Below are 12,761 nucleotides of genomic sequence, written 5' to 3'. Positions count from 1 at the left end.
ATATTGAATTTTTAATAAAATTCAATTTGTAATACATATTATTTATTAGGGGAGGAAATAAGGGATGAACAAGAAACCGTTCAAAGTTTTGTCATCAATCGCATTGACAGCTGTATTAGGCCTTTCATTCGGAGTTGGCACTCAATCTGCATATGCTGAAACGCCTGTGAATAAAACAGCTACGAGCCCAGTTGATGATCATTTAATTCCGGAAGAACGTTTAGCAGATGCATTAAAAAAACGTGGGGTAATTGATTCGAAGGCTTCAGAGACAGAAACAAAGAAAGCAGTCGAAAAGTATGTAGAGAACAAAAAGGGTGAAAATCCTGGGAAAGAAGCAGCGAATGGGGACCAACTTACGAAAGATGCATCCGACTTTTTAAAGAAAGTGAAAGATGCGAAAGCAGACACGAAAGAAAAATTAAATCAACCAGCAACAGGCACACCTGCAGCGACAGGCCCAGTTAAAGGCGGTCTAAATGGTAAAGTACCAACTTCTCCAGCGAAACAAAAAGACTATAACGGTGAAGTTCGTAAAGACAAAGTACTCGTTTTACTTGTAGAGTACGCTGACTTTAAACATAATAATATCGACAAAGAGCCTGGATATATGTATTCTAACGATTTTAATAAAGAACATTATGAAAAAATGTTATTCGGCAACGAGCCATTTACATTAGATGATGGAAGTAAAATTGAAACGTTTAAACAATATTACGAAGAACAATCTGGTGGTAGTTACACAGTGGACGGAACAGTTACAAAATGGTTAACAGTTCCTGGTAAGGCGGCTGATTACGGTGCAGATGCTGCTAGCGGCGGCCATGATAATAAAGGACCAAAAGGGCCACGTGATTTAGTAAAAGATGCATTAAAAGCAGCTGTAGATAGTGGTATTGATTTATCAGAGTTCGACCAATTTGATCAATACGATGTAAATGGTGATGGAAATAAAAATCAACCAGACGGTTTAATCGATCACTTAATGATTATTCATGCGGGTGTTGGACAAGAAGCAGGCGGTGGTAAATTAGGCGATGATGCAATTTGGTCGCACCGTTGGACAGTTGGACCAAAGCCATTCCCAATTGAAGGTACACAAGCGAAAGTACCATATTGGGGTGGAAAGATGGCAGCATTCGACTACACAATTGAACCAGAAGATGGAGCGGTTGGTGTATTCGCACATGAATATGGTCACGATTTAGGTCTTCCAGATGAGTACGATACACAATATAGTGGTCAAGGTGAGCCGATTGAAGCTTGGTCTATTATGAGTGGCGGAAGCTGGGCTGGTAAAATCGCTGGAACGACGCCAACGAGTTTCTCACCACAAAATAAAGAGTTTTTCCAAAAAACAATCGGTGGTAACTGGGCAAATATCGTAGAAGTAGATTACGAGAAATTAAATAAAGGTATCGGTCTAGCGACATATTTGGATCAAAGTGTTACGAAATCTAACCGTCCGGGTATGATTCGTGTTAACTTACCAGACAAAGATATAAAAACAATTGAGCCGGCATTTGGAAAACAGTATTACTACAGCACAAAAGGTGATGATCTTCATACGAAGATGGAAACACCACTGTTCGATTTAACAAATGCAACGACTGCAAAATTTGACTTCAAATCATTATATGAAATTGAAGCAGAGTATGATTTCCTTGAAGTACACGCTGTAACGGAAGATGGTCAACAAACGTTAATTGAAAGACTTGGTGAGAAAGCAAATAGTGGAAATGCAGATTCGACAAATGGAAAATGGATTGACAAATCATATGATTTAAGTCAATTCAAAGGCAAGAAAGTAAAATTAACATTTGATTACATTACTGATGGTGGTTTAGCATTAAATGGATTCGCTCTTGATAATGCTTCATTAACAGTAGATGGTAAAGTAGCATTCTCTGATGACGCAGAAGGTACACCACAATTAAAATTAGATGGTTTCGTTGTATCTAACGGAACAGAGAAGAAAAAACATAACTACTATGTTGAGTGGAGAAACTATGCTGGGGCAGATAACGCGTTGAAATTTGCTCGCGGTCCAGTATTTAACACTGGTATGGTTGTATGGTATGCAGATTCAGCTTATACAGATAACTGGGTTGGTGTACATCCAGGACACGGTTTCCTTGGTGTAGTTGATTCTCATCCAGAAGCAATTGTTGGTACTTTAAATGGTAAACCAACAGTTAAGAGTAGTACGCGATTCCAAATCGCTGATGCAGCGTTCTCATTCGACAAAACGCCAGCTTGGAAAGTTGTATCTCCAACGCGTGGAACATTTACGTATGATGGTTTAGCAGGCGTACCAAAGTTTGATGATTCTAAAACGTATATTAATCAACAGATTCCAGATGCAGGACGTATTTTACCGAAGCTTGGTTTGAAATTTGAAGTAGTAGGACAAGCTGATGATAATTCTGCAGGTGCTGTTCGTTTATATCGTTAATACAGTAAAACTACCGAGAGATTTTCTTTCGGTAGTTTTTTTGTGAGCAATGAATTTTATATAGCTGAAAAAGTCATATATAATGTAACCTTAAGAATAGAAATTTGTTATATATGAAGTCTATATAAATAATGAAAGAATTGGATAAAAATAGTGGGAGAAGGTGAGTGAATGAGTATTTCCTCTATTGTAAGTAGGCAAAAGGAATATTTTTTAAAAGGGCATACGAGAAGCATCGAAATGAGAAAGAATAATTTGAAGAAGCTTTATGAAGGCATTCAGCGTTTTGAAGAAGAAATATTTCAGGCATTGAAATTAGATTTAAATAAGTCAGTTCACGAGTCGTTTACAACGGAAGTTGGATATGTATTAAAAGAAATTTCCTTTCAATTGAAACATATGTCATCGTGGAGTAAACCGAAACGAGTTCGAACAGCACTCACTCATTTTGGATCAAAAGGAAAAGTAGTGCCAGAACCGTATGGTGTGACGCTTATTATTGCACCGTGGAACTATCCTTTTCAATTAGCAATTGCACCACTTGTAGGAGCACTGGCAGCTGGAAATACAATCGTTTTAAAGCCGTCAGAGTTAACGCCAAGCGTTTCAAAAGTGCTTAAGAGAATGTTAGATGAATTATTCCCAGAAGAGCTTGTAGCGGTAGTAGAAGGTGGCGTTGAAGAGAGTACATCTTTGCTGAGGGAACCGTTTGATTATATTTTCTTTACTGGTAGTGTTGGCGTTGGAAAAGTTGTAATGGAAGCAGCAGCGAAACAGTTGACACCGCTCACTTTAGAACTTGGCGGGAAAAGTCCTTGTATTGTACATAAAGATGCAAAGATAGAGATGACAGCAAGAAGAATTGTTTGGGGTAAGTTTTTAAATGCAGGGCAGACGTGTGTAGCGCCTGATTATATGTATGTGCATTCTTCCGTGAAAGAAAAGCTAATTGAGGCACTGCGACATGAAATTACAGAGCAGTATAGTAAAGAACCTTTGCGAAATGAAAATTATGTGCGTATTGTAAGTGAGCGTCATTTTGAACGATTATGTGGATTCTTACAAGATGGTCAAGTCGTAATTGGTGGAAACTATAAGAAAGATACATTACATATTGAACCGACAGTACTAGCGGATATTACATGGAAAGATACTGTTATGGAAGATGAAATTTTTGGTCCGATTTTACCAATCATAGAGTACGACAACATAGAAGATGTAATTGGCACAATCCAGCAACATCCGAAGCCGTTAGCGTTATATGTATTTTCTGAAGATAAAGAAGTACAAAAGAAAGTGACGAGTAATATTTCATATGGTGGAGGCTGTATTAATGATGTTGTCTATCATCTTGCCACGCCATATTTACCTTTTGGGGGTGTTGGAAGTAGTGGATTAGGGGGGTATCATGGGAAAGAAAGTTTTCGGACTTTTTCACATTATAAAAGCATTTTAGCCCAATCTACAGCATTCGACATGAAAATTCGTTACTCTTCTACAAAAAGTGCTTTAAAATTCATACGAAAGTTGTTAAAATGATGATGGTGTTTATCAGTAGGCGTAGCCGTATGATAATAGCCCCTTCGCAATGGAAGGGGTTTTTCTGTTCGACGTTATGTATCATGCGAAAATGAATCCAACATACTACATAAAGAATAGAAACGAACGCTTGTTAAATAATCATTTTTGTTTGGATCGAAACAAAAAATAGTCTATAGAACATAAATATTTATTCATGAATATAAAAATTAAAAATTTAAGGTAGATAGGACGGGAAAATGAAAAAGATTATTAAAGTTGAAGCAGTTGAAAAACATTTTGGAAATCAAGTGATTATCCCACCTCTTTCTTTAGATATTAAAGAGGGAGAGTTTTTAACAATTTTAGGACCGAGTGGCTGCGGGAAAACGACTTTACTTCGTATGATCGCAGGATTTGAAACTCCAACTAAAGGGAATCTTTTATTAGATGCTGAAAGAATTAACGATTTGCCGCCATATAAGCGTCATATGAACCTAGTGTTCCAACATTACGCACTATTCCCACATATGACAGTAGAGAAGAATATTTGTTTTGGTATGAAAATGCAGAAAGTATCAGCAGCAGAGCAGAAAGAGCGTGCTGAAGAGGCAATGCGTTTAACGCAGTTACTTGAGTTCCGTAATCGTAAACCTGCGAAGCTTTCTGGTGGACAACAGCAGCGTGTTGCAATTGCAAGAGCGATTGTAAATAATCCGCGTGTATTACTATTAGATGAGCCACTTGGAGCGCTTGACTTTAAGTTACGAAAAGACTTGCAACGTGAATTGAAAAACTTACAACGTAATTTAGGAATTACGTTCATATACGTAACGCACGATCAAGAAGAAGCAATGAGCATGAGCGATCGTATTGTAGTTATGAATAAAGGACATATCGAACAAATCGGAACACCGAAAGAAATTTATAATAAGCCGAAAACATTGTTCGTTGCGACATTCATCGGTGAAAATAATATTGTGAAAAACGGGGAAGGCTATGTAGCAATTCGCCCTGAAAATGTAAAAGTACGTTCGGTTGAAGAGTCAATTTTAAAAGAATACCATCTTGGACATATTGAAGATATCGAGTTTGTCGGAAATATGGAGAAGCTTTATGTACGTGATGAGAAAACATCAGAATTACTAATGGCATATCAAACTGCTGAAGAGGCAGCGCAGTGGAGCATTGGAGATAATGTATATGTAGGCTGGGAGCAAGAGGACGAGGTGACCTTAAATTGAAAAAAGGGAAATTACTCGCACTACCTACAGTCGCGTGGCTGTTAATTTTCTTCCTAATCCCGCTCGTATTCGTATTAGGATTCGCCTTCATGCAGCGCGGAGCTTACGGGACAGTAGAAATGCAATTTACGCTGGAGAATATATCCCGTGTGTTTGATCCTTTGTACTTAGGAACGTTATGGGAAACTGTTAAGATCGCAGTTATTACAACAGTAATATGTTTATTAATTGGTTATCCGTTTGCGTATACAATTACAATTGTTGATCGCAAATACCGTTCTATTCTTTTATTATTGGCAACGATCCCGTTTTGGATTAACTTTCTTGTTCGTTCATACGCATGGATTGTTATTTTACGTTCACAAGGTCTTGTGAATACGTTGTTATTAAAGCTTGGCATTATTAGTGAACCGTTAAATTTATTATATAATACTCCTTCTGTAATACTCGGAATGGTCTATTCTTTATTACCATTTATGATTTTACCAGTGTATGCAGCAATTGAGCAGCTGGATAAGCGTAAGCTAGAAGCGGCTTATGATTTAGGAGCAACACCAATAAAGGCATTTTGGAATATAACAGTGCCGATGACTATGTCAGGAATTGCGACTGGTTCTATTTTAGTATTCGTTTCTTCTATCGGAATGTTTGTTGTATCAGACGTGATGGGCGGATCGAAAGTAGCATTAATCGGAAACGTTATTCAAAATCAATTCTTAGGTGCACGTGACTGGCCATTTGGATCTGCGTTATCGATTATCGTTGTTCTATTCTCTGTTCTGTTAATTTACTTATATTATCGTGCAACGAAAGTATATAAATATAATGAGAACGGAGGGGAATAGGCAAAGATGAAGAAGTTTTTAGTTTCTTATTCTTGGTTAATTTTGTTATTCTTGTATTTTCCAATGATGGTTTTAATGGTCTATTCTTTCAACGACTCTCGCATTAATGCGGAGTGGGAAGGTTTTACATTCCATTGGTATACAGATTTATTTCAAAAACAAGATGTTATTGATGCATTTGTAAATAGTATTACGATTGCAGTTATAACAACGATTGTGACAACGGTACTTGGTGTATTCTTTGCAATTGCTTTACATCGTTATAAATATCGTTTCGAAGGGGCTATTAATGGCCTTGTATATTTACCAATTTTAATTCCTGATATTTTAATGGGATTATCTTTACTAATTCTTTTCAGCCAGTTAGGAATGGAACTTGGACAAACAACGATTATTATTGCACATATTACATTTAGTATTTCGTTTGTTGTTGTTATTTTAGCTGCGCGTCTTTCAAGTATGGGACGTGACTTAGAAGAAGCTGCAAATGATCTAGGAGCAACGCCTTGGCAAACGTTTCGTTATGTAACGTTCCCAGCAATTGCACCGGGAGTTATTTCGGCAGCATTATTAACATTCACATTATCAATTGATGATTTTGTAATTAGTTTCTTCGTATCAGGACCAGGATCAACAACATTGCCATTATATATTTACAGTATGGTTAAGCGCGGAGTATCACCAGAAATTAATGCTCTTTCTACAATTTTAATTGTTGCTATCGTAGGATTAATGGTTCTATCTGAAATCTTCCGGAACAAAGGTGCAGATGGTGAAGAAAACTCTGGAGGACACCTTCCTTTATAATACGAACGATATAGAAAGTACAAGGGGGTAATAAACCGATGAAATTAATGAAAAGAATAGCTGGCGCAGCAATTAGTTTTAGCCTTGTTGCTGGTGTGCTTGCTGGTTGTGGTGAAAAGAAAGAAGAATTAAATATTTATAGCTGGGCTGACAATTTTGATGAGCAAGTGCTAAAAGATTTTGAAAAGAAATATAATGTGAAAATTAACTATGACAAGTACGCAAGTAATGAAGAAATGCTTGCGAAATTACAAGCTGGTGGCGCAAAGTACGACTTAATCCAGCCGTCTGATTACATGGTTAAAACAATGGCGAAAATGGACTTATTAGCGCCGTTAGATAAAAAGAATATCCCGAATATCGAAAATATGGTTTCTAATTTCAAAACACCTGCGTTTGATCCAGAGAATAAATATTCTTTAGTGTACACTTGGGGTGTAACAGGGATTGCATACAATAAAAAGTATGTGAAAGAAGCACCTACAAGCTGGGCGGACTTATGGAATGAGAAATATAAAGGACATGTAACGTTACTGAACGATTCTCGTGAGGTATTAGGAGTGGGTCTTAAGAAGCACGGGTTCTCAAACAGTACGAAAGACGATGCACAATTAAAGACAGCAGCAGATGATTTAAAGAAGCTGCTTCCAAACTTATTAGCATTTGATACAGATAACATTAAACAAAAATTCATTACAGAAGATGCTTGGATCGGAACAGTTTGGTCTGGAGATGCAGCATTTATCGCAAAAGATAATAAAGATGTAGAATATGTTGTACCGAAAGAAGGCGGCACAATTTGGGCTGATACGTTAGCAATTCCAAAAGGTGCAAAACATAAAGAGCTTGCTGAGAAATTTATGAACTACTTACTAGATGAAAAAGTAAGTGTGAAAAACTACGAGTCAATTGGTTACAGTAATCCAAATGAAAAAGCTCATCCTCTTCATAGTAAAGAATACCGTGATAATCACATGATTTTCTTAACGAAAGAAGAGTTAGATCGTACAGAATGGCTTGTTGATGTAGACGATAAGTTAAAAGACTATGATCGTTACTGGACAGAGCTAAAAACAAAAGGTAAATAAGTAAGGAAATGCGGTTTCTAAAGTAGAAATCGCATTTTTTCATAGTAGGAGGAAATCGTTTGAATAAGAAGTTACATCAGTATGAGGTAATGTGTATCGGTTTGTTATTTGCTGTATTTGGTATTGTTGCTTGGCGCGTACATGCAGGTGGCGTTACAGTGATGGATACATATGTCCGTGGATTAGTAAGAGGGCTACAAACGGAAAGTTCTCTTATATTTTTCTCGTACTTTACAAAATTGGGATCAGCAATTGGGATAGTCGCTACGCTCGTCATAAGCTTGCTTGTTTTTTGGAAGAAGCGTTATTATGCTGCGATGATTGTATATCCAATGGGGATTTTAATAACACATCTTGTGAATAAAGGGATAAAAGAGATTGTAAAGAGAGAACGTCCGTCATTAAATGAAGCGCTAGATGCACTTGGATATAGTTTTCCTAGTGGACATGCAATGCTATCGATTATGACATTTGGATTTCTTACTTATATCATTGCTGCTAATTTGAAAAGCGTAGCTGGGAAATGTGTCACAACGATTTTGATGGGTATAGTAATTCTATCGATTGGATTAAGTAGAGTCATTTTAAATGTACATTACCCAACTGATATTTTAGCTGGTTACTGCGTAGGTGGTATTTTGTTAATTATCGCGATTTACTACCATCGTTTACTTACTGAGAGATTAGGGTTTAATAAAGAGAGGTAGAAAAATGTCTGGAAAAACTATTATTATAGTTTTTCCAGACGTTTTTTGTTTATATCAAGATGTGATACAGTATAAGTGACAATTGAATTATTTAAAGTAGGTGAAAATGTGTGAAGACAAACGTACATAAAGTTGATAAGTGGGGGAAGTTAGGAGCCTTTTTGTATCAGTTTCGTTATACAGTAATTGTAGCGTTACTGTTGCTCGCAATCGCACTTGGGATTTTTGCTCCAAAGCTACCGGGAGTATTAGGTGGTGACGGTTTCCAAACGGAAGGCGACTATCAAAAAACAAAAGAAATTTTAGATCAAGATTTTAAGAAGTCTCAAGATACGCTTCTGCTCGTTTTTGAGAAAAATAAAGATGCTTCACATGAGGAATTTAAAAAGCGAATAGATGAAATTGTAAAGAATGTTCAAGAGAAAGAGAGCTATGAATCTTTCCATCACCCAATCCAAAATAAAGAAATGCTACAAGATGACATCGGTTATGCGACAATTTTATTTTCCGGGAAAACAAATAAAGAAAGAATGGAAAAGACATTACAATTTGCTGATGAGATTGGGAAAGAAAGTAATGTAGCATTAAAAGTAACACCTACAGGATTCCCGAAAATTAATCAAGAGATTAATGAAAGAACGCAAAATGATTTAAAAGTAGCAGAAATGATTGGATTACCAATTGCGTTTCTTGTATTACTATTTTCGTTTGGTAGTCTTTTGGCATCAATTTTACCGATTTTGAATGGGGCGCTTAGTGTTATTAGTACGATGGGGATATTGTATTTCATCGGTGTTGATAAAGAACTATCTATTTTCGTGTTAAACGTTGCGCCGATGATTGGACTTGCATTATCTATTGATTTTGCGCTATTATTTGTGAACCGTTTTCGAGAGGAAGTTGCTAAACGAACGGTAAAAGAAGCGATAGCAATTACATATCAAACGGCAGGACGTGCGATTGTATTTTCAGGATTATGCGTATTTGTTGGGTTATCCGGTTTGTTTTTCTTTAAGATAGATTATATTCAATCTGTCGCGATTAGCGGAATGATTGTTGTCATTATGAGCATTTTATTCTCACTCACACTTCTTCCAGCACTATTATCGTTAATAGGTAAAAGAATATTAAAAAAGAATCAAGTAGCACATACGCCGGCAAAAGCATGGCGTAAATTTGCACAATTTGTCATGAAACATCCAATTGCAATGATTATTGTTGTTACAACATTTATTGTTATTTGCTTATTACCATTACGTACAGCGAATTTGCAGTTCCCTGGTGTTGAAGCTTTACCTGAAAAGAGTGATACAAGGATTGCATATGAAAAGTATGAAGAAGCATTTAATGAAACTGTCAAAACACACGCTGATGTTACGTTAGTTGTAGAGACGAAAAAAGATATGAAAGAAAAAGAAAGTCTACAAAAGATAGAAGAAGTCGTTCAAAAGTTAAAAGATGATAAGAAAGTACATGAAGTAAGAAGTTTATACGACGGGTTAACTGGAATGAAAGCAGATCAAGTTGTTGGAATATTGCAGTCGCCAGAATCAGCGAAACTAACTCCTGTATTTGAAGCATACACGCAAGGGAATAAGACGACGATAGAAATCTTTTTGAAAACAAAACCACGTACAGAGACTGCAAAACAGTGGGTACGTGACTTTAAAAAGAACTATAAAGAAACGGATGTTACGTATTATCTAGGCGGAATGACGACGTTTCAACAAGAATTAGAAGATGAAATTAAAGATAAAGTTGTAATTGGTATGTCTGTTATATTTGGATCGACCTTTGTTATATTATTATTTGCATTCCGATCTATACTCATTCCAATTAAGGCAATTGTTATGAATATACTTAGTTTAAGTGCAACCATTGGAATTGTTGTTTGGTTATTTGAAGGTGGTCATTTCGGTTTAGAAGCAAGTCCGGTTCTGTTTGTCTTACCAATCTTCATTTTTGGCCTCGTATTTGGGCTTAGTATGGATTATGAAGTATTTCTTATTTCACGTATTCATGAGCTCTATGAAGAAACAGGAGATAACGATCAAGCAACGTTAGAAGGGCTCGTTTCAACAAGTAGAATCATTACATCAGCTGCTTTAATAATGATTGTTGTAACTGGTGCATTCGCATTTACTGATATTTTACCAGTAAAGCAGATGGGTCTTGGCGTTGCATTAGCAATATTTCTTGATGCAACAATTATTCGTCTTATGCTCGTACCAAGCTTAATGAAGTTATTTGGAGACTGGAACTGGTGGTTACCATTTCGAAAAAAACGAGAAAAATCATCATAAAAAATGCTCATCATATTGATGAGCATTTTTTATGAATAGCAAAGCCTACATTTTGCAAATAGTATGTGATAAGAACATTACATAATAAGTAGGTGAAGGCAATGTTTCGTTATTTTAAGTTTAAGTTAAATGATACAGTACAGTTTGCCGAGAACGATGGGCATATGTATCGCATTGTCGGTTATCGGTTAGAAAAAGGATTTTATCCAAAAGATGAATGGACTCATATCATTTATGAACTACTTAGAGAATTTGACGGGTATACGATGGATGCAGAAGAGGAAGAACTTGTAAAGGTCGTTCAAGTAGAGGATGAGTATTATAAAATACAAGAAGTATCAGGTTATCGCTATCCAGTAAAAATGAAACAAAAACAACAAGTGATGAAAATAGAAAAGATGGACGATTTATTAGATGCTTACAATGATTATAAAAGGTTGGCGGATTTCTTTAAAGATTTATCGTATGAACAAAAAGCTGAAGAAGTATTATTAGAAATGAAAAGACTTAGAGCTTGAGGGGCAGTCTATTATAAGACTGTCCTCTATTTTTGACAGTGCATCAAAGTGTGTTTTCCGTTACAATGAGAGAATCAATAGAAATAAGGTGATAAACAGTATGGAAACAAAGAAAAAGGGCGAATGGTGTGAAATTATCGTTCCAGCTAAATGGAATGGTATAAGTATTGAATCGGTATTAAAAGTAGAATGGGAAATACCGAAAAAGCTATTACATCAGCTTCGTATGGAAAAAGGTGTTACGGTTAACGGGGAACAAAGAAGATGGAATGAGCTTTTAAAAGAGAACGATAAGTTACAAGTCCATATGTTTGCAGAGGAAGAGTACGGTGTAGATCCAGAATATGGTGAATTACATGTAGTATACGAAGATGATCACGTACTTATCGTAAATAAACCAGAGCAAATGGACACACACCCTGCTGAAAAAGGTGGAACCGGGACGCTTGCAAATCTTGTTGCTTTTCATTTTCAAATGCAAGGTTTAGAGGCGAAGGTGCGTCATATTCATCGTTTAGATAAAGATACGACAGGTGGTGTCGTGTTTGCTAAGCATAGAATTGCTGGTGCAATTATGGATCGTCTATTAATGGAAAGAAAAATTAAAAGAACGTACGCAGCGCTCGTTGAAGGGAAAGTAAAGAAGAAACAAGGAAAGATTGATGCTGCTATCGGAAGGGACCGCCATCATGCTACAAGGCGTCGTATTTCTCCAAAAGGTGACCAAGCTATCACATATTATAAAGTAGAAAAGTATTTTAAGAAGCAAAACACTACTTTCGTAACGTTACAATTAGAAACGGGTAGAACACATCAAATTCGTGTTCATATGAGTCATAATGGTAATCCACTAGTTGGGGATGTATTATATGGTGGACAAACAAAATATATGTCCAGTCAAGCATTGCATGCGATGAAGATAAATTTCTTGCATCCAATTACGAAAGAAGCAATTGAAGTTGATGTGCCGTTTCCTACAAAGTTAAATAAAAAAATAAAAGAATTTCAAAAAGAAAATGCGTAAAGTATAAGTTTTAACTTGAAAAAAGTAGATTTTTGCAGGGATTTCTCTAAAAGAAGCGAAGCCGTTAAGAGAAAAGAGAGGTGAGAATCACTTGATCAAATATAAGTATGTACTTGGAATATTTTTCGCTTGTCTTTTACTTACTCTATTTCTCTATCCCTATTTACCAAATCGTATGGCAGTACATTGGAATGTAAATGGTGAGCCAAACGAGTTTATGAGTAAACAAGTTGTTGTAGCATTTATTCCTTG

The 12,761-nt window shown here is 36.2% G+C and carries 11 protein-coding genes; all 11 read left to right on the top strand.

Going from position 1 to position 12,761, the window contains the following annotated elements; all coding sequences use genetic code 11:
* Nucleotides 1-64: 64 nt before the first annotated feature.
* The gene (gene inhA1, locus ACQGS6_RS15440; protein WP_001035951.1) at nucleotides 65-2,455 is read left to right on the top strand and encodes a M6 family metalloprotease immune inhibitor InhA1; all 2,391 of its coding nucleotides are present in this window, start codon (nucleotides 65-67) and stop codon (nucleotides 2,453-2,455) included.
* A 171-nt stretch (nucleotides 2,456-2,626) separates the two neighbouring features.
* Entirely contained in the window at nucleotides 2,627-3,994 is a 1,368-nt protein-coding gene (locus tag ACQGS6_RS15435; RefSeq protein WP_000028383.1) for an aldehyde dehydrogenase, read from the top strand.
* 239 nt (nucleotides 3,995-4,233) lie between these two features.
* Entirely contained in the window at nucleotides 4,234-5,217 is a 984-nt protein-coding gene (gene potA / locus ACQGS6_RS15430) for a spermidine/putrescine ABC transporter ATP-binding protein PotA (protein ID WP_000720318.1), read from the top strand.
* On the top strand, nucleotides 5,214-6,062 hold the full coding sequence (potB, locus tag ACQGS6_RS15425; protein WP_000715500.1) for a spermidine/putrescine ABC transporter permease PotB: 849 nt from the start codon (nucleotides 5,214-5,216) through the stop codon (nucleotides 6,060-6,062). The genes potA and potB overlap by 4 nt, the downstream gene beginning before the upstream one ends.
* 6 nt (nucleotides 6,063-6,068) lie before the next feature.
* Nucleotides 6,069-6,869, top strand: coding sequence for a spermidine/putrescine ABC transporter permease PotC (potC, locus tag ACQGS6_RS15420; protein WP_000714192.1), 801 nt, complete (start codon nucleotides 6,069-6,071; stop codon nucleotides 6,867-6,869).
* A gap of 38 nt (nucleotides 6,870-6,907) precedes the next feature.
* Nucleotides 6,908-7,957 carry a spermidine/putrescine ABC transporter substrate-binding protein PotD gene (gene potD, locus ACQGS6_RS15415; RefSeq protein ID WP_000772485.1) on the top strand — a complete coding sequence of 350 codons (1,050 nt, stop codon included), beginning with the start codon at nucleotides 6,908-6,910 and terminating at the stop codon, nucleotides 7,955-7,957.
* 59 nt (nucleotides 7,958-8,016) lie between these two features.
* Nucleotides 8,017-8,664: a phosphatase PAP2 family protein gene (locus tag ACQGS6_RS15410; protein ID WP_001035520.1), complete on the top strand. Its 648-nt coding sequence runs from the start codon at nucleotides 8,017-8,019 to the stop codon at nucleotides 8,662-8,664.
* A gap of 110 nt (nucleotides 8,665-8,774) precedes the next feature.
* On the top strand, nucleotides 8,775-10,967 hold the full coding sequence (locus ACQGS6_RS15405) for an MMPL family transporter (RefSeq protein ID WP_000856422.1): 2,193 nt from the start codon (nucleotides 8,775-8,777) through the stop codon (nucleotides 10,965-10,967).
* A gap of 101 nt (nucleotides 10,968-11,068) precedes the next feature.
* Nucleotides 11,069-11,485, top strand: coding sequence for a hypothetical protein (locus ACQGS6_RS15400; protein ID WP_000490301.1), 417 nt, complete (start codon nucleotides 11,069-11,071; stop codon nucleotides 11,483-11,485).
* Nucleotides 11,486-11,585: 100 nt separating this feature from the next.
* Entirely contained in the window at nucleotides 11,586-12,509 is a 924-nt protein-coding gene (locus tag ACQGS6_RS15395; protein ID WP_426965280.1) for an RluA family pseudouridine synthase, read from the top strand.
* Nucleotides 12,510-12,600: 91 nt separating this feature from the next.
* Nucleotides 12,601-12,761: DUF1648 domain-containing protein (locus ACQGS6_RS15390; protein ID WP_426965281.1), on the top strand; the 161-nt coding region annotated here is incomplete at its 3' end.

Source organism: Bacillus sp. GMs2/2 (genome assembly GCF_050172095.1).
Lineage (GTDB): Bacteria > Bacillota > Bacilli > Bacillales > Bacillaceae_G > Bacillus_A > Bacillus_A cereus.
The sequence above is the reverse complement of the archived record's forward strand: the minus strand, read 5'-3'. Positions and strand labels throughout refer to the sequence as shown.